Origin of the sequence: Ahrensia marina (assembly GCF_001293565.1) — a bacterium.
Lineage (GTDB): Bacteria > Pseudomonadota > Alphaproteobacteria > Rhizobiales > Rhizobiaceae > Ahrensia > Ahrensia marina.
Genome location: NZ_JXMU01000010.1, coordinates 1 through 21,407, shown reverse-complemented (window position 1 = coordinate 21,407; position 21,407 = coordinate 1). Strand labels below are relative to the sequence as shown.

The window sequence follows — 21,407 nt, the reverse complement described above, 5'->3', positions numbered from 1 at the left end:
TACAATGAACAAACCACTCGCAGGCATTCGCGTTCTTGATCTTACCAATGTGCTTGCCGGCCCCTTTTGTTGCCATCAACTGGCACATTTAGGGGCCGAGGTCATTAAAGTAGAGGCTATCGGGCGCGGCGACCTTGCACGACAATTGGGTGCCGACCCGTTGCTTAACGAAAAGAATATGGGGGTTTCTTTTCTTGCGCAAAATGCGGGTAAAAAATCTGTTACGCTCAATCTGAAATCTGACAAAGGACGCGCTTTATTTGAGCGGCTTGTCGAAACGGCGGATGTGCTTGTCGAAAATTTCCGTCCCGGCGTTATGAAACGTCTGGGCGTTGATTATGAAGCGCTTAAAGTCATTAAGCCTACGCTGATTTATTGTGCGATATCAGGTTTCGGGCAGGACGGTCCATGGGTTGGGCGCCCTGCATACGACCAGATTATTCAAGGTGCGTCAGGCATTATGTCAATTACCGGCGATGCCGACAGCGCGCCCTTGCGTGTGGGCTATCCGGTTGCCGATACAGTTGGCGGTATGACAGCGGCATTTGCGGTATCAGCCGCACTTAATGCTTCGCCGCGCGGCAGTTTTATAGATGTGTCAATGCTCGAATCTGTGTTGGCGACAATGGGGTGGGCGGTTTCCAATTATCTCGTTGCAGGTGTTGAGCCAACGCCCAACGGTAATGAAAATATGACGTCAGCCCCGTCAGGCGCTTTTGAGGCGAAAGGCGGACTGCTGAATATCGCTGCCAACAAGGACGAGCAATGGATCATGCTAGCCAATCATCTGGGCTTGCCGGAACTTATCGACCGGCCTGAATATGCAACGCGCGAAGCACGCAAGAAAAACAGGCTTGCCTTGAAAGTCGAACTGGAGACTGCGCTGCTGCTTCGTCCGGCGCGCGATTGGGCAAAAGAGCTTAATGCGCTCGGTGTACCCGCAGGGGCCGTGTTGACTGTGCCGGAAGTTTTGCAGATGCCGCAAATTGCGGATCGCGGTTTTTGCAAAGACTATAAGAATGTTCCGGGCGTCGGACGTGATGTTACATTGGTGACAACAGGGATTAAACTTGATGGCTCTGCGCCAAGTGTGGATGCGCCGCCACCGCAACTTGGTCAGGATAATGATTCCATCTGGCTTGATATAGGCGTATCGCGTGATGAGCTGGCCCAACTCAAAAGTGAGGCGGTGATTTGAAAAAGATCGATAGTGATGTTTCTGATTGGTGGTCGACATCAATCATTGATATGGAGCCGGGTAAAATCAATTTACGCGGTCACCCAGTTCAAGACCTTATCGGCAATGTGACGTTTCCCCAGATGATCTGGCTTATGACTCGCGGCGAATTGCCAAGCGACGAACAGGCCAGACTTTTCGAGTGCGCATTGGTTTCCGCTGTTGATCACGGGCCACAAGCCCCGTCGATCGCGACAGCGCGTATGGCTGTGACATGTGGCTTGGGATTGAACGGCGCGATGGCGTCTGCCGTTAATATGCTGGATGATGTTCATGGCGGTGCCGGTGAGCAGGCGGTTGAGCTTTATGGATGGGCATATGACGCGGTGAAAAACCATGTGCCAATAGAACGAGCTGTTGCCGATGCGGTTGAGCGCTGGCGCACGGAGCGTTCAAAATTCATTCCCGGATTCGGACATCGTTTCCATAAGCCGGAAGACCCGCGGGCGCCGCGGCTTTTAAGCCTCGTAGATCAAGCCGTGAAGGATGGAATTGTTGACGGCGATTACGCATCCATCGGGCGCTTGGTGCAAAAACATCTGAATGAAGAGAAAGGCAGACCTGTTCCCATGAACATAGATGGTGCGACCGCTATCATTTATGCTGAACTTGGTTTTGCAGGACCGCTTGCCCGCGGCCTTTTTTGCTTGTCGCGCTCGGTTGGTATTCTTTCCCATGCGTGGGAGCAGATGAACCAGGGAGGACGCAATAAGGGGCCAACGCCACCACATTATTTTTGGACTTACACCGGACCTAAAAATCCGTAGTAAAGGGCATTGGTGCTACCAATTTTGACTCAATAGACCGGTTTGTTGACTAAAATGATAAATCCATTGGCTAAGTATTTTCGGATACAATTACCTCCATCCCAGTTAAAGCCGGTACTGTATGCGCTGGTTCTTGGGTTTGGATCGGCAATGGCCGCTTTGGCTATTGGATTTCCGGCACCATTTTTGACCGGTCCTGCTTTGGTTGTCTCGCTCGCAGGTGTCGTCGGCGTACCTTTGTTTATGCCCAATTTTCTTCGCAATGGCGTCTTTGTTGTGATCGGTATGACGATGGGTGCGGGTGTTACGCCAGAGACAGTGGCGACAGCCGCAAAATGGCCGTTGTCAATTTTGATGCTTTTTGCCGGGTTGATTGTCATCATGATTGTCAGTGCGCGATTCTTGCGCACCATGTTCGGCTACGACAAATATACGGCATTACTATCAGCGACACCTGGTCATTTAAGTTATGTGCTTAGTCTGTCGACCGAAACAAAGGCCGATATTCCTGTTCTGTCGATCGTTCAAACCATGCGGGTGTTGACCTTAACACTCGCAGTGCCGTTCATTGTTGCTTTGGTTTATCCCGACCTTGAGCCCCGGTTCGCGCTCGAAGGCGAGTCTATAACATTGTCTGGATTGATTATAGTCTCATCTGTAGCGCTTTGTGTCGGGCTGATTTTGATGAAGCTGAAAATGCCTGCGGCGCTTCTGATGGGCGGGTTGATTGTTTCAGCATTCTTCCACGTGACGGAAATACTGCCGGGAACCATACCGTCATGGCTCACGTCACCTGCATTTATTCTTATGGGTATTTTAATCGGCACAAGATTTAACGGGGCCACATGGTCGCTTCTGCGCGGTGCGCTGACTGCTTCACTTGTCGTCACCGGTGTGGCTCTTATTGTTTCGGGTGCAAGCGCGTTAATCGTTGGCATGTTTATTGATGTGCCGCCAGCGCATTTGCTGATTGCATTTGCGCCTGGCGGACTGGAGACCATGGCGGCAATGGGGATTATGCTGGATGCAAACCCTGCCTTTATTGCCGCGCATCATGTTCTGCGCATCATGTTTCTGACCGCAATTATTCCGATCGCTTTGCGTTTTATCAGAGATTAAACGGCAGGCGCGTCGCTTGGCGTTAGTTTCTGCTCTCTGCAGCTATTGCCAGCCCGTCTATGATCGCCGTAAATGCGTCCGCATGGAGAATAGGTGTATTGGGGAATTGCTTTGCGATACTGCTTTTGACAATGCGCATAAGGCTTGAACCGCCGACAAAAATAATTTTGTCGATATTGGCGCTGCCGAGTTCGGCTGATTTTACGGTTTCGGCTGCGGCGGCACTAATCGTTGAAGCATAGTCAGAAAGTGAAGTGTCCAGCTTATCGATGTTTAAAGGCACGCCCAATTCCGGCTCGATAAAATCAAGCGCGATCGCTGCTTCTGCCGCTTCATTGGTTTTGATTTTTGCACGCTCGACAGCAAAGGCAATATCGTGGCCGTATTCCAGTTCAAGCACGTCCATCAGCCGGTCAAAGAGTTGTCTGTTGACGGCTTTATTACGCAAGCCATCTGCGAAACGTAAGCTATCATTGCTATAAAGGGCTGGTATTTTTTCCCACGTCGCTAGGTCATGAAATATGTGGTTGGGGGCCGTTAGTGTGCCTGAACCCATGTCTTTTTTGATGTCACTGCCAAACCCCATAAGCGGCATCACATGATCGATACTTAATGTTTTATCGAAATCTGTTCCGCCAATGCGCGTGCCGTTATTGGCTAATACATTGATGCCATTGGCCGTGCCTTCAAACAGACAGAAATCCGATGTGCCGCCGCCAATGTCAACAATCAGTGCTTTCTGTCCCACTTCAATGCCGCCATTGGCTATCGCGGCGGCTTCGGGCTCGGCCATAAAGCTGACACTCTTAAAGCCCGCTTTCAGATAGCAAGCTTCCAGATCCGCATGTGCCTGAGCGTTCTTCTTATCGTTATCTGAATGGAAAAAGACAGGGCGTCCGGAAAGTGCGTGATCAAATGAGCGATCGGCCGCATTTTCAGCACGCTCTTTTATTTCAGTTAGAAATTGAGCGATCACATCGACGAATGTAACGCTTTTACCCATCAGATAGCGGCGCTCATGCATCAGGCTTGTGCCAAGCACACTTTTCAAAGCGCGCAGATAACGGCCTTCATCCCGGTTGACCAATGCATTATTCGCCTTGCGGCCATAGAGCGCCTGTTTGCTTTTATTATCGAAGAAAAGTGAAGTCGGCAGCGTTTTTTCACCATCTTCAATATCGAACAAAAAGGGCTTGCCGTTAACGGCTACGCCAACAGCGGAATTCGATGTGCCAAAGTCTATGCCAAGCGAAGTGTTATGTTTGAGATTGTTCATGAATTTCACTTGTGTGGGCTCGATAAGAACCACGGTCGATATCGTTTTAGAGCCAGCATCTCAAGCCATAATTCCGAGAAATGGGGTAGGTCATTCGAATAAAGAAAAGCCCTTCATCTGGGTAAATGTATACATACCCACTTGATATGCCTGAAACTAAGTGTCTATGCTCCAATTTTCTGCGGCATGTTTTGAGTTCAAAATAGTCGCGAAACTCGCATTTGAGATCAACAAATTGAGAAAGTTCCCTATGCAAATTTTAAATTTCAAAAAGGTGCTGACTGGCATGACGCTAGGGTGCATGATGACGGGTAGCGTGTTCGCTGCTACGTTGAATGTACACAATGGCGGTGATGCTAGCTCACTTGATCCACAAAAAGTGTCCGGCGATTGGGAGAATCGTATTGTCGGAGACATCTTTGAAGGTCTGACAACCGAGGATGCAAACGCTGAACCTATTCCAGGACAAGCTGAAAGCTGGGAAATCTCGGATGATGGCCTTGTATACACATTCAAGCTACGCGACGGCATTCAGTGGTCCGATGGCGAGCCGGTAACAGCGGAAGATTTTGTATACTCTTTCCAGCGTCTGATGAATCCTGAGACTGCGGCAAACTACGCATATCTTCAGTATCCGATCAAAAATTCTGAGAAAATCAACAGCGGTGAAATCACTGACTTTGATGAGCTTGGCGTAAAGGCGATTGACGACAAGACATTGGAAATCACGCTTGAGCAGCCAACACCTTATTTCCTTGGTGCGCTCACACACTATACAGCTTATCCGGTGCCAAAACATGTTGTTGAAGAGAAAGCCGGCGATTGGGTTCAGATCGAAAACATCGTTACGAACGGGCCTTACAAGCCTGTAGAATGGGTGCCTGGTTCGCACGTTCTCACAGAAATCAACGACAAATATTATGATGCGGACAAACTGGCTATTGATGGTGTTAAATTCTTCACACTTGAAGATGAATCGGCTGCGTTGAAACGCTACCGTGCCGGTGAGTTTGATATTCTGACAGAGTTTCCGACAGACCAGTTTGAGTGGATGCAGGAAAATCTCCCAGGTCAAGCACGCGTTGCACCGTTTGCGGGTCTTTATTACTACGCAATCAACAACACAAAAGAGCCGTTCGACAATGCAGATGTGCGTAAAGCGCTGTCCATGAGCATTGTACGTGAAGCAATCGGTCCGCAAATTTTGGGTACCGGCGAGATCGCTGCTTATTCTTGGGTTCCACCGGGCATGGCGAACTACGCAGAGCCAGCCACAGTTGACTGGAAAGACCTGCCTCAGGAAGAGAAAAATGCGGAAGCCAAAAAACTATTGGAAGGCGCTGGCTACAGCACTGATAATCCGCTGAAGCTTCAGCTTCGCTATAACACAAATGAAAACCACAAGCGTATTGCTGTCGCAATTGCGTCTATGTGGAAAGCAATTGGTGTGGAAGTTGAACTGTTTAACACTGAGACAAAAGTTCACTATGCTGAACTTCAGGAAGGTCAACTTGACGTTGCCCGCGCTGGTTGGCTTGCCGACTACAATGATGCGGACAATTTCCTGAACCTTCTTAAGGGCGGCATTGATTACAACTATGGCCGTTACCAAAACCCTGAGTTTGATAAACTATTGACAGAAGCAAATGCCAATACAAATCCGGAAGAACGCGCTGCACTTCTTAAAGAGGCAGAGCAGATTGCCCTTGATGATTCAGCGGCGATCCCGATTTATTACTATCTGTCCCGTAACGTGGTTTCACCGAAGGTCAAAGGCTTTGTAGACAATGCTTTTGATATTCACCGTACACGTTGGCTTTCAATCGAAGAATAAGTTTCATTCTTAAACTTAGGCATGTTCGGTCATTTCGATGACCGGACATGGTTTTATATATGCTCACTTATGCTTTTAAGCGCACATTGACCGCTTTGCCCGTATTGTGGATTGCGATCACTGTCTGTTTCTTTGTTCTTCGCCTTGCTCCCGGCGGGCCTTTCGACGGGGAGCGGCCAATGCCTCCCGGTATCAAGGCCAATCTTGATGCCCACTACAATCTCGATAAGCCCCTCATTCAGCAATATGCAATATATATCGGTAATGTGTTGAAGGGTGACCTTGGGCCTTCATTTACAACTGAAGACTTCTCTGTTGCAGAACAGATTTCGATCGGCCTGCCTTACACGCTCATTCTTGGCGCTGCGGCCTTTGTCGTATCGATCTTACTGGGCGTGCTTGCAGGTATTATTGGCGCGTTAAAGCGTAATTCTTGGTCCGATCACACCTTGGCAGCGCTCGTTTTGCTGGGGCTGGTCATACCGAATTTCTTAATGGCACCTATTCTACAGCTCATATTTGGTATTGAGCTGGATTGGCTGCCGGTCGGTGGATGGGGAGATGGCTCTTTGCGCTATCTTGTTTTGCCTGTCGCCGTTTTATCTTTTCCTCACATCGCCCGAATTTCGCGTCTTATGCGCGGTACCATGATTGAGGTTTTAAATTCTAACTTTATTAGAACTGCGCGATCAAAAGGATTGAGCTCAACGCCTATCGTTATGCGCCATGCGCTGCGACCAGCGCTGATGCCGGTGATGTCCTATCTTGGGCCTGCCGCGGGATATTTGCTAACCGGATCGCTGGTTGTGGAGCAAATTTTCGGACTGCCCGGCATCGGACGCTATTTCATCAATGCTGCGCTCAACCGCGACTATGGCATGGTGCTTGGCACCGTTATTTTCTATATGATCGTGATCCTAATCCTCAACCTAATTGTCGATCTTTTATATGCGTGGCTTGATCCACGGGTGAGGGCGCAATGATTTTACAATCTTTCAAATGCAATCTCTTCAACGATGTTGCAGAAGGTGAAGTGTCCGGCCGCTCTTTGTGGCAGGAGGCGATGCTGCGCCTGCGCCGCAACAAGGCGGCAATGATCGCTTCTGCAATCCTTGCTTTGCTTATTATCGCGGCGCTTTTTTTACCGGCCTTCTTGCCCTATGGCTATGAAGATCCGGACTGGAACGCTTTTCGCGCGCCGCCTTCAATCGAGTCCGGCCATTATTTCGGCACCGACCAAAACGGGCGTGATCTGCTGGCGCGTACGCTCTATGGCACACGGGTGTCGCTGCTCGTGGCGTTGGTTGCGACTTTCGTGTCGATTGTGATCGGCGTGTCCTATGGTGCGATTGCTGGCTATATGGGCGGGCGGATTGACCAAGCGATGATGCGCTTTGTCGATATTATGTATGCGCTGCCCTATATTTTGTTCGTTATCCTACTCATGGTCATTTTCGGCCGGAATGTCTATTTACTATTCGCCGCAATCGGTATGCTGGAATGGTTGACGATGGCGCGTATTGTACGCGGCCAGACACTGGCCATTAAAAATCGCGAGTTTATTGAGGCCGCCCGTGCGTCAGGACGCAGTTCTGCCGCCATTATCTTCCGGCATATTGTGCCGAATCTGGTTGGCCCTGTGGTGATTTATGCCGCTCTCACCGTGCCGGAAATTGTCGCGACAGAAAGCTTCCTTTCATATTTGGGCTTTGGCGTTCAGGAGCCGCTCACTTCGCTTGGCACTCTTATCGCAGAAGGCAGTGACGCAATGGAAGTTCTTCCGTGGTTGCTTTGGTTTCCGGCCGCCTTTCTTGTTTTATTGCTTATGAGCCTATTGTTCATCGGGGATGGGTTACGTGACGCGTTTGACCCTAAAGATCGGTAATCAGCCATGACAAAATTATTATCTGTAAAAGACCTTCATGTTGATTTTGCCACCGAAGACGGGACCGTGAACGCGGTTCGCGGTATTAATTGCCACATTAATCCGGGTGAATGTCTTGGTGTGGTCGGTGAATCCGGTTCAGGAAAAAGTCAGACATTTTTGGCGGCAATGAATCTGCTCTCCAAGAATGGTAAGGCGCGCGGAGAAATAAATTTTAAGGGACAAAACCTTCTCGATTTGCCCTTGAAAGAGTTGAATAAAATCCGTGGCTCTTCAATCTCAATGATATTTCAGGATCCGCTGACGTCACTAACCCCGCATATGCGGGTCGTTGACCAGATGCGTGAAGTTTTAAAATTTCACCAGAAGCTGAGTGGCACTGAAGCAGATAAAAAATGTTTGGAATGGCTGGAGCGGGTCCATATTCCCGAAGCCAAGCGTCGCTTGAGGCAGTATCCGTTTGAACTTTCGGGCGGTATGCGCCAGCGCGTCATGATTGCGATGGCGATGTTGTGTAATCCCGATCTATTGATCGCGGATGAACCGACAACTGCTTTGGACGTGACTATTCAGGCTGAAATTCTGGATATTATGGATGAACTACGCCGCGAGCAGGGAACGGCAATCGTGATGATCACCCATGATATGGGTGTTGTTGCCCGCATGTGTGACCGCATTCAGGTGATGCGCCACGGCGAATATGTGGAAGAGGGAGCGGTGGACGATATCTTCTCCAACCCGCAGACCGAATATACGCGCATGTTGCTGGATGCGATGCCCCGCATTGACGCACCCAGAGACAGTGAAACCAAACCGGTAAAAGAGCCGGCCAAAGACCACTTTTTAAATGTCGATAATCTGAAAGTTGAGTTCAACATCTTCAACGGCCTTTTTGCGCGTAAAAGCGTTTTGAAGGCAGTCGATGGCGTTAGCTTTGATCTGGCAAAAGGCGAAACACTCGGAATTGTCGGTGAATCCGGTTCCGGAAAATCAACGCTGGCGCGGGCGATTTTGCGGTTATTGTCAACCTCGGAGGGTGAGGTTTCCTGGCTTGGTTCTGACCTGATCGGTATGAACGCTGACCAGATGAAAAAAGCCCGCCAAGACCTGCAAATTGTGTTTCAGGACCCGATGGCAAGCCTTAACCCGTCGATGACTATCGGTTCGTCCATCATGGAGCCGCTGCGTATTTTTGCCCCCGAACTATCGCGCGAGGAGCGTCGTGCAAAGGTTGAGGCGATCATGGACCGTGTCGGTCTGCCTAAATCCATGATCAACCGTTATCCGCATGAACTGTCGGGCGGCCAAAACCAGCGGGTGGGCATTGCGCGTGCGGTTATCATGAACCCGAAGCTGGTGATCTGTGACGAAGCTGTATCGGCGCTCGATGTTTCTATTCAGGCCCAGATCATTGATTTGCTTCGTGAACTGCAAAAAGACATGGGCCTGTCGCTGATCTTTATCAGCCATGACCTATCTGTTGTGCGCAATATTTCAGACCGTATTCTTGTTATGTATCTGGGCAATGTTGTTGAACTGGCGACAAGTGACGCGCTGTTTGATAATCCGCAGCATCCTTACACCAAGCAGCTAATATCGGCTGTGCCTATTCCGGACCCTGAAGTGGAGCGAACACGTAAGCGCCTTAAATTGAAAGGTGAATTATCCTCTCCGCTTGATTCAGCGGCGCGTCTTCGTTTCATGCCGTCAAAATCGGAAGTCCTGAACAATGCGCAAAAATCGGATTACCGTCCGCGCTTGATTGATCATGGAGACAATCATTTCGTTGCGGAACATGATCCGATTGAAACCTTGCTGGTGAATGAGTAAGTGCCGCGATTTTCTGCAAATTTAGGGTTTCTATGGACCGAGCTTCCGCTGCCTGATGCTATCAGAGCGGCGAAGCTGGCTGGCTTTCATGCGGTCGAGTGTCACTTTCCGTATGATGTGCCTACTAGCCTTGTTCAAAGAACGCTTGCTGAAAATGATATCGAAATGATCGGTATCAACACACGCAGAGGGAACGTTGATAATGGCGATAATGGCCTTTGTGCGTTGCCTGACCGTGTTGATGAAGCAAGAAGCGTAATCGACCAGGCGATCGACTATGCAGCTGCCATTGATTGCCCCACGGTACATGTAATGGCCGGCTGTGCAGCCGGGGCGCTGGCAGAGCGAACCTTTGTCGAAAACCTTCGTTATGCTTGCATACGCGCGTCTCAACACAACATCACTATATTGATCGAACCGCTCAATACCAAAGATGCGCCTGGATATTTTCTTTCAACAACAGGGCAGGCTGTGGGCATTCTCGAAGCGGTGAGCGCTGCAAATATCAAAATCATGCTCGATCTTTATCATGTCCAGTTAATGGAAGGTGCGCTCGAGGATAAAATCAGAAACCTGATGCCTTACATTGGTCATATACAATTTGCGGGTGTGCCTGACCGTGGCCCGCCCGACAGCGGCGATATTGATTTTGACCCGCTTTTTAAGTTGATTGACGGGCTAGGCTATAACAGACCGCTCGGTGCCGAGTATAAGCCGAATGGTTCAACCGAGCAGAGTCTTGATTGGCTAAAACGCTATTTATAACGCGTCAGTCCAGCTTTTTGCCGGGTGACAGATAAGACCGGTCCATCGGTATCTCAATCAGATTAACGCCGCCTCTGCTGCGCGCTTTTGCAAGTGCACCGGCAAATTCATCAAGATTGCACGCCTTTTCAGCATTTGCTCCGAATGATTTTGCAAACGCGCAAAAATCGGGATTTGTAAGATCGGTTCCTGACTTTCGCCCCGGATATTCGCGTTCCTGATGTGCGCGAATTGTTCCATAACGGCCATTGTCGATAACCAGTATTGTAAGCCTTAGATTGTGCTGGACAGCCGTTGCCAGTTCCTGACAGGTCATCATGAAACAGCCATCGCCTGCGATGGCAAATACTTCACGTTCCGGTTCTGTAATGGCGGCGGCTACCGCCGCTGGCAGGCCGTAGCCCATCGAGCCGGACGTCGGAGCGAGCTGCGAACCTTTTGCACGATAGCGGTAAAAACGATGCAGCCAACCGGCATAATTACCCGCGCCGTTACATAAAATAGCATCTTCAGGTAGGACCTCGGTCATATGCGCGAAATAGGGGGCGAGCGGATCATCGGGAACAGAGGTCAGTCTGCTGAACTCCTCATATTGTGAACGAAGCTCCGCGACTAGCCTGCCGAATTTTTCAGGCGCTATCGGTGACCATTCAGCGGCTTCAACACAAAAACTTTCCAAGTCGGACACAATGGAAATCTCAGGTTCATAAACCCTACCGATTTCTTCGGCCTGCGGGAACACATGCGCAAGCTTGTGCTGCGGCACAGGGCTATCCAGCAGGGTGTAGCCATTGGTTGTCATTTCTCCCAAGCGCGGGCCAATCGCAATAAGAAGATCGGTTTTTGCCATTACATCCTGCAGATAGGCAGGTGTGCCGACACCGTAATGACCAATATAATTTGCGTGATTGCTATTTATAAGCGATTGGCAGCGCAGTGACACTGCTACCGGAAGGCTTTGTTTAGAAGAAAATTCGCTCAAAGCTGCAATTCCAGCGGAAGTCCAGCCGCCACCGCCAGCCATTATTAGCGGATGGTTCGCTTGGGCAATTTGTGCTTTTAATTCGCCCATTGTACTTTTGCTTGGCCCGAATCTGGCTGTCTCGACGCGCCTCGGCGCTGTTGGCGCTTGAACCATGTCATAGAGCATGTCCTCGGGTAGTGATAAAATCACAGGGCCAGGGCGGCCCGAAAGCGCTATGCGGTAAGCGCGTGAGACAAATTCCTGAATACGCGAAGCATCATCGATCTCAGCAATCCACTTTGCCATTTGGCCGAACATGCGCCGGAAATCGATTTCCTGAAAGGCTTCGCGTTCACGCATATTACGGGCAACCTGTCCGATAAAAACAATCATCGGTGTGGAATCTTGATAGGCGACATGAATACCGGCGCTTGCGTTTGTTGCACCCGGGCCGCGCGTGACCATACATATGCCCGGGCGGCCTGTTAATTTTCCATGGGCATCGGCCGCCATGGCCGCGCCGCCTTCCTGTCGGCAGGTGACAAAATGTATCGAATCGCTTCGGTCATACAGTGCATCCAGAACGGGCAGATAGCTTTCACCGGGGACGCCGAAGATGTGTGAGCTTCCCTGCGCAATCAGTTGGTCAACTAAATGATCTGCTGCACGAATCTTTGTGGCTGTTTCGTTCATATAATTCACAATCTTTATGTCCGTTTGCCTCACTTCTTACAAAGTTTGATGCGAATTCGAAACAAGAACAATAGTGAATAAAGTTTCGCGGCTAGCAAATTCTATCTATTCAAACTGTTGATAGAAGATTAGATAGGCGCGGGAACCAAACTTCCCATTGTGCGTTCGCACATTTGGTTGCCCTAACTTTCAGGACTCTCATGCATTCTAATACGTTTGACCGTAATTCTTTGCGCCAGTCGACTTTGTCGCGGCGCGGTTTTATTGCTGCCCTTGCTGCCTCTACCACTCTGGCATTTTCATCAAAAGCGATTGCTGAAGATGATGAAAACGAAGCTTCAATTACAGCCCAGGAACCTTTCTCGTTTGAGATTTTAACTGATCAAATGAGGGCGCTGGCAAAGCAGGACTATGTAAAACCTGCTCAGTTAGGTGAGCCTTTCAGTGAACTTAATTATGATGACTATCGTAAGATTCAGTTTAATCCCCAGCGCGCGCGCTGGAATGACAAGGATAGTCAATTCCAATTGCATGGCTTCCACCCTGGATGGCTCTACCGAGAGACGGTAGCGCTTTATGAAGTCAATGAAGGGGCTGCCCGTCCGATCAGTTTCAGCGCCGATGACTTCAAATATTATGAAGGCATGAAAACAAAAATTGATCCGCATATGCAGCTGCCCGGCATTGCCGGATTCAGGATCAATAACCCGCTAAACCGCTTGGATAAGTTCGATGAACTGATGGCATTTGTCGGTGCCAGCTATTTCAGAGCGCTTGGCCGCGGAAATGCTTATGGCATGTCCGCGCGGGGCTTGAGTATTGATACCGGTCTATCGACCGGAGAAGAATTTCCGCGCTTTACCGGCTTTTGGGTTGAGCGTCCGGCGCCGAATTCTGGCGTGATCACACTTTATGCGGCTTTGGACAGTCCGTCGGTTACCGGTGCGTACAAGTTCGTCGTCGATCCGGGCGAAGATACTGTTATGGATGTCGAATGTAAGCTGTTCTTCCGAGAAGATGTGAAACAGCTTGGTATTGCGCCGCTGACTTCAATGTTCCTGTATTCGCATGTAAATCGTTCGGACTTTGATGATTACCGTCCGCAGGTTCATGACAGTGACGGCCTGCTTATTGAGCGCAAGAACGGTGATAAAGCATGGCGGGCGCTTTCAAACCCCAAGCGGTTGAGCCTTTCTTATTTTTCTGAACACAATTTGAAGGCGTTCGGACTTTATCAAAGAGCCCGCGAATTTGATGATTTCCAAGATGTTGGTGCGCGCTATCACGAGCGCCCGTCTGTACGTGTCGAACTCATCGGCGACTGGCCAATTGGTTCGGTCAGGCTGTTAGAAATACCGGCCGACATTGAAGCCGATGATAATATCGGTGCTTTTTGGTCGCCCGATAAATCACCGAAAGCTGGTGATGAATTGACGTTTGCATACCGTTTGCATTGGGGCGGATTACCGCCGAAGTCAACATCAGAGCTGGCCTTTGTCGATGCCACACGCAGCGGGGTCGGCGGTTTTTCCGGTGTGTCTGACCCTGATACCAATGTGCGCAAATTTGTCATTGATTTTGCCGGTGGCAGCATCGCCAGCCTGCCATATGACCCCGACAAAGAGCTGCCTATCAAGCCTATTGTAACGTCGTCAGCCGGTGAGATCAAAAACGTCGTGCTGTTCAAAGTCTCCGGTAAAGATTTGTGGCGACTTGTCTTTGATCTTGATTCAAAAAGTGAGTTGCTGCTGGAACTAACCGCCCATATTGCAGGTTACGACAGCAAGCTAAGCGAAGTTTGGCATTTCCAATGGACTCGAGACCAATGACCTCCCAAGTTAATCGTAACGTGAGCACAATGAATTCAGTTTCTGATATTCTTGACCAAGGTGCTCTACCTGACGCCCCCCTTATGATGCCAATCCAGAATTTGGAGCGTCGACGTTCACTATTGCCGCGCTTTAACTGGTTCGGAATTGTTGGCCGCAAAACAGCAAATGGCTGAATAAATGGCTGCGCATTATTCGCGTGCGACAACGCGCAAATTCCGTGTTGTCGCCGCACTGATCAGTGTTATTTCAGGTGCAATTGCCGCATTTCTTTTGTTGCAATTCAGTGCGGCTGATGGCTTGCGCCTGATTGATCTGGTTCTTTCTTTTCTGGTCTTTCTGACGACGATGTGGCTTTGTTGGGGAGCTGTGCTTGGCATGGTCGGGCTTGTTCGTGCCTTAACTGTTAAGTCCGTTCCTTTTTCGTCGGCACCAATCAATAGCAAAACCGCTATTTTGATGCCGGTCTATAATGAAGATCCGGCAACATCATTTGCGCGGGTTGCCGCCATGGATGCAGAGCTTGCCGAGACAGGGCTTTCAAGCCGGTTTCACTTTGCTATTTTATCCGACACAACCAATGATGATGTTGGCGAGCAGGAGAAACTTTGGTTCGCAAAGCTGATTGAAACACGTGATGCAACGGGCCGTATTTTCTACCGGCGCCGATTGCAGAACAAGGGACGCAAAGCTGGCAATGTAAAAGATTTCATCGAGCGTTCCGGCGGTGCCTATGATTTTGCGCTTATTCTTGACGCTGACAGTCTGATGGATGCAGGCACGATCGTTGAGATGGTGCGCCGCATGGAGGCCGATCCGCAGCTTGGCCTTTTACAAACGCTTCCCAAGATCATTAATGCGAAGTCTTTTTTCGGCCGCGCAATGCAGTTTTCGGCCAGTTTTTTTTCGCCGATCTTTGCACGGGGCCAAGAAACTTTACAGGGTGATGAAGGGCCATTCTGGGGCCATAATGCAATGGTGCGCGTATCGGCTTTTGCCAATTCATGCGGCTTGCCAGAGCTACCGGGAAAAGCACCGTTCGGCGGGACCATTTTAAGCCATGACTATGTTGAAGCAGCGCTTCTAGCCCGTGCCGGATGGCGCGTAAGGCTTGACTGCGATCTTGAAGGGTCGTTCGAAGAGGGGCCGGAAAATATCATTGAATATGCAAAACGCGACCGGCGCTGGTGTCAGGGTAATTTGCAACATGCGGCCCTTCTTGGCGCACCAAAATTAAAGGCATGGAGCCGGTTTGTGTTTCTGCAAGGTATCATGAGTTATATCGCGCCCGTGCTTTGGGTGGCGTTTCTCATCGCGAATATTCAGGCAACAGCAACGCAGCCTGAAATTGATTATTTCCCGCCGGAAACATTGTTCTTTCCAGTCATTCCGAGCGACTATACCAATAATGCACTCGCTCTGGCATTCGGCATTGTGGGACTTCTTGTCCTGCCAAAAGTGCTTATTGTTGTCGGCGCGGTGCGCGAACAACGGGCGAAATATTTCGGCGGCGGGGTTGATGCTACATGGTCGACATTTGTCGAACTTCTAACATCAAGCTTCAACGCGCCTATTTTGCTTGCTTACCAGACGCGCTCCGTTTTTCAGGTTCTCTCCGGTATTGATGGTGGCTGGCCCGCCACCAGCCGCGACCAAGAGGCCATAACTTTCCGTGAAGCTTACGATGCCAGTTACTGGATTTCACTCATAGGTATCGGACTATTTGTTGCTGTTTATTATTTCTCACCATCTTTGATCTGGTGGCTTAGCCCGGTAGGAACTCCGCTCGTGCTGGCACCGTTGGTGATCTGGAAAACAGGTCAAAGCTTTCAATCATCGACTTTCCATGTTCCCACCGAGGCAGAATTGCCTGAAGTTGTTGCCAGGCATAAGCGTATTTTGTCATCATGGGAGAAAGCAGGGTCTGAAGGTGCCGGTCTAGACGAAGTGTTGCCTGCTGATGGTGCCGATAAGGGTAACGCATTTGCATAGCCCGTCAAATTTGCCGCAAAGCGAAAAGCTTAAAGCCGGTTTGGAAGCCGGAATCGTGGCTAAAACAAAATCAAAGCGCGATCTCCGGCTCGATTTTTTTCGGGGTCTCGCGCTTTGCATGATTTTTATCAATCATCTGCCCAATAATTTTTATGAGCGTTTCACGAACCGGAATTTCGGTTTCTCTGATTCAGCCGAAGGTTTTGTGCTTATGTCGGGCATGGCGGCAGGCATTGCCTATGGGGCTGTCTTTGCGCGGGTTTCGCTCTGGCGGGCAGTTGCGAAAGTTTGGGGCAGGGCGTGGCAATTGTACCAAACGCATCTGGTTATTACGGTTTTAGCCATTGGTATTGTTGCAGCAGGCGCTGTTCTTTTCGGGATTGTGGATCCGCTATTCAAAAATAATTTGAAAGCGCTGTGGGGCACACCCCTAAAAACGATCGTGGGATTTGTCACGCTCGGGCACCAGATGGGCTACGTGAATATTTTGCCGATGTATATGGTTCTACTATTGGCGACACCGTTTTTCATTCTGGTGGGGCGAAAGCATCCTTACGCTCTCGCTTTGTTCGCTGTTCTTGGTTGGGCTTTAAGCGCGCATTTCCGCATCAATTTGCCAGCCTATCCCAATGAGGGTGGCTGGTTCTTCAATCCGTTTTGCTGGCAGTTGCTTTTTGTGCTGGGCCTTCTGACCGGATTGCATTTGCGTGAAGGCAAGCGGTTTATTCCGTTTAGCTGGCCCTTGGTGATAGTCTGCGGCGGCTATCTGCTTTTTTCACTGGTCTGGAAAGAATGGAGTTTTCTATCCAAACTCGGCAACAGTACGCTCAGGGGTTTATACGAATTGGGCTTGCCTTACTGGATCACAAGTTTCGATAAGACATTTCTCTCGATGCCACGGCTTTTGCACATATTATCGCTTGCCTATGTGATATCAGTAATTCCGCAAGTTACGGCGATGTGTGAAACAAAGTTCGCCGCGCCCCTCGTTCTGTTTGGTCAGTATGGGCTTGCTATTTTTGCCAGCGGCACAGTGATTGATATCGCTTTGCAGGTTATCAAAAATGGCGGCGAGGTGGACTTTGTGCTGGATACCGTTTTGATCGGCGGCGGGTTTATTGTCTTGTATTTGATCGCCTTCACCAAAAATGCATTAGTGGCGCGCCCGAAGTAAGGCATCGTGTAGGTACATTGATGCTGGTGCTCGTAATGGCCTTTAACGGGTTGAAGATGGCAGCAAGTACTTGATCCTAAAGTTAAAACCAATTGCTTTCATTGCGTTTTAATGCCTTCAGCCAAATGCGATAATTAAACATGCTTGTTGCGGATTTGAATTCTCGCTATCAAAAGTCAAAATAATTGGAGATTTTAGCATGTGGTTTTCACGGGTACTTGCTGAAGCACTGGAAGCACTTAATCTTGCAATAGGTGTTCTTATTGTCGTTCTAGGTGGATATTTCGGATACCGGACAGCCTATTGGGCCGGAGAAAATCTCACATTTGGTGCAGGTTTGGGTGTAGTTGCAGGATTGATTGCCGCCGCGCTGATCTGCGGCTTGATTGCGAATCTATCGCTGATTGAGCAGCATCTGGCGCTGATTGCTGATGATATTGAAGAAATGCGGGCGCGTGAGGCCGGTGAGCTGGAAGCCGACAAAGAAGTTTAAAGCCCCGAACAAAAAAAGCCGCGCTTAAAAAGCGCGGCTCTAATAGGAATTATCGTCTTAATTACTGTGACAATGGAACCAGCTGAATTTCAACGCGGCGGTTCTGTGCACGGCCTGCGTCAGTGCTGTTGTCAGCAATAGGGCGGGTTTCACCAAAGCCTTGAACGGCGAAACGCTGACCGTTAACACCTTGGCTCGACAAGTAACTCGCCACTGATTGCGCGCGGCGCTGTGAAAGGCCGAGGTTATAACCGTCATCACCTGTTGAATCTGTGTGTCCATAAACGTCGATCAATGTCTGATTGTATTTTTTCAGCACGAGAACAACAGAGTTAAGTGTCGGGAAGAATCCTGAACTGATAGAATCCTGATCGGTTGCGAAAGTAATGTTCGATGGCATGTTCAAAACAATATTGTTGCCAACCCGGGTAACGGAAACGCCTGTTCCTTGCAGTTGAGCGCGAAGCTCAGCTTGCTGACGATCCATATAGGCACCGATGCCGCCGCCAGCCAGAGCGCCAATACCTGCGCCGATCAATGCGTTGCGACGGTCATCACCGCCTGCCAGTGTGCCAAGTGCCGCGCCGGCGACTGCGCCAATGCCTGCGCCGCCCGCAGTACGGGAAATCTGCTGCTCGCCAGTAAACGGATCTGTTGTACAAGCTGCTGTGAACAGCAATGCCGTTAGAGACGCAGTTAAGATAGTGGATTTGTTCATTATGTGCCCCTCGTGGCAATAGGTAGGAATTCTAAGGTTAGGCAATAGTAACAAAAAAGGCAAAATTGCGAAACCATCGCATAATATTGCTTCGTTCAGTCCTAATCCGTTCAACTTGCGATACGCTTGTTAGTGATACGTTAACAGCTAACCGAGTTTTTTTCGGGCAACATAGAGCGCCAAGGCTGCGGCATTTGAAACGTTGAGTGATTTTATTGCACCCGGCATATCGAGTCTTGCAAGAGTTGTGACTGTTTCTCTTGTTTTCTGGCGCAGGCCTTTGCCTTCCGCACCCAAAACAATAGCCAGTTTTTTTCCCTGAAGTGATTCTTCAATAATATTCGGTCCTTCCGAATCAAGGCCGACAGTTTGAAACCCCATTTTGTTCAGTTCACCAAGCGCATTGGCCAAGTTACGGACTTCAATATGGGGAATCAGTTCCAAAGCGCCGGAGGCCGACTTTGCCAGTGTTCCTGATTCTTGCGGGCTGTGTCTGCTGGTTGTGATCAGTGCGCCAGCATTAAGCGCGACGGCCGAACGCATGATCGCGCCAACATTGTGCGGGTCTGTGACCTGATCCAATACAAGCAATAGATCTGACCGGTCGAGGTCATTGAGATGTTTAGGGGCGAGGGGATCGGCTTCCAGCACGACACCTTGATGCACGGCATCGCTACCGACTTTGGAATCCAATATTTTTGGTGTCGTGATTTCTACCGTAAAAGGCAGATCGGAAGGGTTTGTGATGTCAAGGCGGGTGAGCGCATTGTCGGTTGCAAACATCGTATGAATCTTGCGCTCGGAGTTTTCCAATGCTGCGCGCACGGTGTGCAACCCGAATAAATAGATTCGCCCTTCGGGAACGCGCTCTGCTTCCTGATGCGGGCGCGGGCGAAAGGTTTTCGGGTCGTTCGGGTCAACGCCAGCTTTTTTATCACGAAACTGACGCCGCAGTTTTGCGTAATGGCTGTCTTTTGAACTTTTTGTTTTTTTACTGTTTGTCATTGCGTCCTTATAGTGCCTTTACTTTTTATCGCCAGACAATTGCACTGTTTCGCAAAAAAAGATGATAAATCGCTGCTTTGAGTGCAACTCCATGTTGACAGCGACCGCGACCGGTTTCATAAGGCGGCCGTTGCATCATATCGCAACGACTTGGCACCGCCAGATGGAGGAGTGTCCGAGTGGTTAAAGGAGACGGACTGTAAATCCGTTCGCTTAGCGTACGCTGGTTCGAATCCAGCCTCCTCCACCATCGGCGTGTCAGTCCGGCTTTTGATTAAGCTTCCCGCGGGTATAGCTCAATGGTAGAGCAGCAGCCTTCCAAGCTGAATATGCGGGTTCGATTCCCGCTACCCGCTCCAAGCTTGAGCCTTTGTACTTTACCGCTTGTCTTGCTTTCCAGTTTACATTGCCACCTTCGGGTAGGTACCTTTATATTTGTTGTTTGATTTATCGAACAATGTCATAGTCCAAACAAATAGTTATAAAGCTGAGGCATCCATTACTGGATCAAAACATTTATCAGCGCTAGCCAGTGTCAATTTCGGTGTCAGAAGGCCGACATTCCTACTTGGTGAATAATCCGAAGGAGTCGGCTTGAATATAATTGAACATTTCAGCGGTGTCACGCTTAACAGCAATGAAGCTATGTTGACCGCTGTTCGTAATGCGCGAATTCCGCTTTGTATTTCAGATCCGAATCAGTCGGATAATCCCATCGTTTTCGCTAACACAGCCTTTTTTGACTTAACCGGTTACAGCGAGAGCGATGTCATAGGTAATAATTGCCGTATGCTTCAAGGCGAAGAAACCACGCCGGAAAGTGTGGCGCATATTAGAAATGCTATTGATGCTGAGCGTTCAGACACAATCGAGATTTTGAATTATAGAAAAGACGGTTCTACTTTCATCAACGCGTTGCAGATTGGTCCAATTTATAATGATGATGGCAAGCTGGCTTTCTTCTTCGGTTCTCAGTTGGATATCACGGAGAAAAAGGCTGAGGAAAAGCGGTTAAAGAATCTTGCTGACCGTGAGCTTGTTCACCGGCTGCGTAATATTATCAATGTTATGGCTGTGATCATTCGGCTTACCGGAAAAGAAGAGCTCAGCGTTAAAGATTTCAGCGCCCTCGTTATTGAGCGGCTGCACGCGCTAAGTGATGCGCATATTGATACGATCACCGGTTCTGAAGAAGAAAGTGCAACGTTTGAAGATCTCGCGCTTTCGATTCTCTCAGCTTATGCGCCCGATGGCGACAGGCAGTTCGAATTAGACGGTACCGACATTGTGCTTCCGGTAGGACTGGTGTCATGTACTGTGCTGACTTTGCATGAACTTGCAACAAACTCAGTAAAGCACGGCGCCTTGGGCAATCTTGATGGTTCTGTGAAACTGGAGTGGCGCAAAGTTGGCGATGCTGATGGTGAAAAGCTGGTATTCGTTTGGACAGAAACCGGTGGCCCTGCGGTGACTAAGCCAAGCCGTACCAGCGGTTCTGACATTATTCTCAAGCTTATCAGAGCCGTTGACGGACAAATCACTTTTGACTGGCAGTTCGCTGGTCTGATTGTCACAGTAGAATTTCCAATTTAGACAAGAACTTATCAATCAAGGCTCATAGGTCTTACATAATTCTGGCGTGACAGACGGGCTTGAATGCTCCTTCGTACATTAAATGGCGTAGCATAGTGTGTCTTTCGCAACTTTCCCCTTGCGAAAGTTATGGTAACACCTTAAATCGCGGCGATAGCCGGGGCTTACCCCAAAGTTTGAGCCAAGAACAATAGGATTTGACATGGCCAAGGAAAAGTTTGAGCGCAATAAGC

At 49.4% G+C, this 21,407-nt stretch carries 17 protein-coding genes and 2 tRNA genes; 15 read left to right on the top strand and 4 right to left on the bottom strand.

Annotated elements, in window-relative coordinates:
* Positions 1-4 precede the first annotated feature (4 nt).
* The 3 genes from SU32_RS07570 to SU32_RS07560 all read left to right on the top strand — a co-directional run bounded on the left by SU32_RS07570 (position 5) and on the right by SU32_RS07560 (position 3,123).
* On the top strand, positions 5-1,198 hold the full coding sequence (locus tag SU32_RS07570; RefSeq protein ID WP_053998752.1) for a CaiB/BaiF CoA transferase family protein: 1,194 nt from the start codon (positions 5-7) through the stop codon (positions 1,196-1,198).
* A gap of 50 nt (positions 1,199-1,248) precedes the next feature.
* Positions 1,249-2,004, top strand: coding sequence for a citryl-CoA lyase (locus tag SU32_RS07565; protein ID WP_053998885.1), 756 nt, complete (start codon positions 1,249-1,251; stop codon positions 2,002-2,004).
* A gap of 66 nt (positions 2,005-2,070) precedes the next feature.
* Positions 2,071-3,123: an AbrB family transcriptional regulator gene (locus SU32_RS07560; RefSeq protein WP_160316300.1), complete on the top strand. Its 1,053-nt coding sequence runs from the start codon at positions 2,071-2,073 to the stop codon at positions 3,121-3,123.
* Between the two features lie 22 nt (positions 3,124-3,145).
* Here the strand turns inward: SU32_RS07560 and SU32_RS07555 are convergent, their stop codons facing one another.
* A complete protein-coding gene (locus SU32_RS07555; protein ID WP_053998750.1) occupies positions 3,146-4,399 on the bottom strand; it encodes an Hsp70 family protein in 1,254 nt (417 codons plus the stop codon).
* 250 nt (positions 4,400-4,649) lie between these two features.
* Here SU32_RS07555 and SU32_RS07550 point away from each other — a divergent pair, with 250 nt between their 5' ends.
* The 5 genes from SU32_RS07550 to SU32_RS07530 are packed head-to-tail and all read left to right on the top strand — an operon-like array spanning position 4,650 to position 10,713.
* Positions 4,650-6,233, top strand: a complete 1,584-nt coding sequence (locus SU32_RS07550) for a peptide ABC transporter substrate-binding protein (protein ID WP_053998749.1) — start codon at positions 4,650-4,652, stop codon at positions 6,231-6,233.
* 59 nt (positions 6,234-6,292) lie between these two features.
* Positions 6,293-7,216 (top strand): oligopeptide ABC transporter permease OppB, encoded by a 924-nt coding sequence (gene oppB / locus SU32_RS07545; protein ID WP_053998884.1) that lies wholly within the window; start codon positions 6,293-6,295, stop codon positions 7,214-7,216.
* Positions 7,213-8,118 (top strand): ABC transporter permease subunit, encoded by a 906-nt coding sequence (locus SU32_RS07540; protein WP_053998748.1) that lies wholly within the window; start codon positions 7,213-7,215, stop codon positions 8,116-8,118. Before oppB ends, SU32_RS07540 begins: the two co-directional genes overlap by 4 nt.
* Before the next feature lie 6 nt (positions 8,119-8,124).
* Entirely contained in the window at positions 8,125-9,948 is a 1,824-nt protein-coding gene (locus tag SU32_RS07535) for an ABC transporter ATP-binding protein (protein WP_053998747.1), read from the top strand.
* On the top strand, positions 9,949-10,713 hold the full coding sequence (locus tag SU32_RS07530) for a hydroxypyruvate isomerase family protein (protein WP_053998746.1): 765 nt from the start codon (positions 9,949-9,951) through the stop codon (positions 10,711-10,713).
* Between the two features lie 4 nt (positions 10,714-10,717).
* Here SU32_RS07530 and SU32_RS07525 read toward each other — a convergent pair whose 3' ends face one another.
* Positions 10,718-12,370: a thiamine pyrophosphate-dependent enzyme gene (locus SU32_RS07525; protein ID WP_053998745.1), complete on the bottom strand. Its 1,653-nt coding sequence runs from the start codon at positions 12,368-12,370 to the stop codon at positions 10,718-10,720.
* A gap of 200 nt (positions 12,371-12,570) precedes the next feature.
* Here SU32_RS07525 and SU32_RS07520 point away from each other — a divergent pair, with 200 nt between their 5' ends.
* The 4 genes from SU32_RS07520 to SU32_RS07505 all read left to right on the top strand — a co-directional run bounded on the left by SU32_RS07520 (position 12,571) and on the right by SU32_RS07505 (position 17,858).
* Positions 12,571-14,199 carry an OpgD/OpgG family glucan biosynthesis protein gene (locus SU32_RS07520; RefSeq protein WP_053998744.1) on the top strand — a complete coding sequence of 543 codons (1,629 nt, stop codon included), beginning with the start codon at positions 12,571-12,573 and terminating at the stop codon, positions 14,197-14,199.
* 180 nt (positions 14,200-14,379) lie between these two features.
* Positions 14,380-16,191 (top strand): glucans biosynthesis glucosyltransferase MdoH, encoded by a 1,812-nt coding sequence (mdoH, locus tag SU32_RS07515; RefSeq protein ID WP_082376548.1) that lies wholly within the window; start codon positions 14,380-14,382, stop codon positions 16,189-16,191.
* Positions 16,184-17,365, top strand: a complete 1,182-nt coding sequence (locus SU32_RS07510) for an OpgC family protein (RefSeq protein ID WP_160316299.1) — start codon at positions 16,184-16,186, stop codon at positions 17,363-17,365. The genes mdoH and SU32_RS07510 overlap by 8 nt, the downstream gene beginning before the upstream one ends.
* Positions 17,366-17,564: 199 nt before the next feature.
* On the top strand, positions 17,565-17,858 hold the full coding sequence (locus tag SU32_RS07505) for a hypothetical protein (protein ID WP_053998742.1): 294 nt from the start codon (positions 17,565-17,567) through the stop codon (positions 17,856-17,858).
* Between the two features lie 61 nt (positions 17,859-17,919).
* On the opposite strand, the gene SU32_RS07500 is transcribed toward SU32_RS07505, so the two are convergent.
* Both SU32_RS07500 and SU32_RS07495 read right to left on the bottom strand, forming a co-directional pair.
* Positions 17,920-18,576 (bottom strand): YiaD family glycine zipper/OmpA-like lipoprotein, encoded by a 657-nt coding sequence (locus SU32_RS07500; RefSeq protein ID WP_053998741.1) that lies wholly within the window; start codon positions 18,574-18,576, stop codon positions 17,920-17,922.
* Between the two features lie 147 nt (positions 18,577-18,723).
* Entirely contained in the window at positions 18,724-19,581 is an 858-nt protein-coding gene (locus SU32_RS07495; protein ID WP_053998740.1) for a TrmH family RNA methyltransferase, read from the bottom strand.
* Between the two features lie 165 nt (positions 19,582-19,746).
* On the opposite strand from SU32_RS07495, the gene SU32_RS07490 reads away from it, so the two are divergent.
* The 3 genes from SU32_RS07490 to SU32_RS07480 all read left to right on the top strand — a co-directional run bounded on the left by SU32_RS07490 (position 19,747) and on the right by SU32_RS07480 (position 21,174).
* Positions 19,747-19,831: transfer RNA gene (locus SU32_RS07490), tRNA-Tyr, on the top strand.
* A gap of 35 nt (positions 19,832-19,866) precedes the next feature.
* Positions 19,867-19,940, top strand: a tRNA-Gly gene (locus tag SU32_RS07485).
* A gap of 235 nt (positions 19,941-20,175) precedes the next feature.
* Positions 20,176-21,174 (top strand): PAS domain-containing protein, encoded by a 999-nt coding sequence (locus SU32_RS07480; protein WP_144421069.1) that lies wholly within the window; start codon positions 20,176-20,178, stop codon positions 21,172-21,174.
* The last annotated feature ends 233 nt before the right edge of the window (positions 21,175-21,407 follow it).

Bases quoted from the DNA above. Each gene is read 5' to 3' on its own strand.
- SU32_RS07570 (WP_053998752.1), top strand. From the start codon at position 5: ATGAACAAACCACTCGCAGGCATTCGCGTTCTTGATCTTACCAATGTG.
- SU32_RS07565 (WP_053998885.1), top strand. From the start codon at position 1,249: ATGGAGCCGGGTAAAATCAATTTACGCGGTCACCCAGTTCAAGACCTT.
- SU32_RS07555 (WP_053998750.1), bottom strand. From the start codon at position 4,399: ATGAACAATCTCAAACATAACACTTCGCTTGGCATAGACTTTGGCACA.
- SU32_RS07550 (WP_053998749.1), top strand. From the start codon at position 4,650: ATGCAAATTTTAAATTTCAAAAAGGTGCTGACTGGCATGACGCTAGGG.
- oppB (WP_053998884.1), top strand. From the start codon at position 6,293: ATGCTCACTTATGCTTTTAAGCGCACATTGACCGCTTTGCCCGTATTG.
- SU32_RS07540 (WP_053998748.1), top strand. From the start codon at position 7,213: ATGATTTTACAATCTTTCAAATGCAATCTCTTCAACGATGTTGCAGAA.
- SU32_RS07535 (WP_053998747.1), top strand. From the start codon at position 8,125: ATGACAAAATTATTATCTGTAAAAGACCTTCATGTTGATTTTGCCACC.
- SU32_RS07525 (WP_053998745.1), bottom strand. From the start codon at position 12,370: ATGAACGAAACAGCCACAAAGATTCGTGCAGCAGATCATTTAGTTGAC.
- SU32_RS07520 (WP_053998744.1), top strand. From the start codon at position 12,571: ATGCATTCTAATACGTTTGACCGTAATTCTTTGCGCCAGTCGACTTTG.
- mdoH (WP_082376548.1), top strand. From the start codon at position 14,380: ATGGCTGCGCATTATTCGCGTGCGACAACGCGCAAATTCCGTGTTGTC.
- SU32_RS07505 (WP_053998742.1), top strand. From the start codon at position 17,565: ATGTGGTTTTCACGGGTACTTGCTGAAGCACTGGAAGCACTTAATCTT.
- SU32_RS07500 (WP_053998741.1), bottom strand. From the start codon at position 18,576: ATGAACAAATCCACTATCTTAACTGCGTCTCTAACGGCATTGCTGTTC.
- SU32_RS07495 (WP_053998740.1), bottom strand. From the start codon at position 19,581: ATGACAAACAGTAAAAAAACAAAAAGTTCAAAAGACAGCCATTACGCA.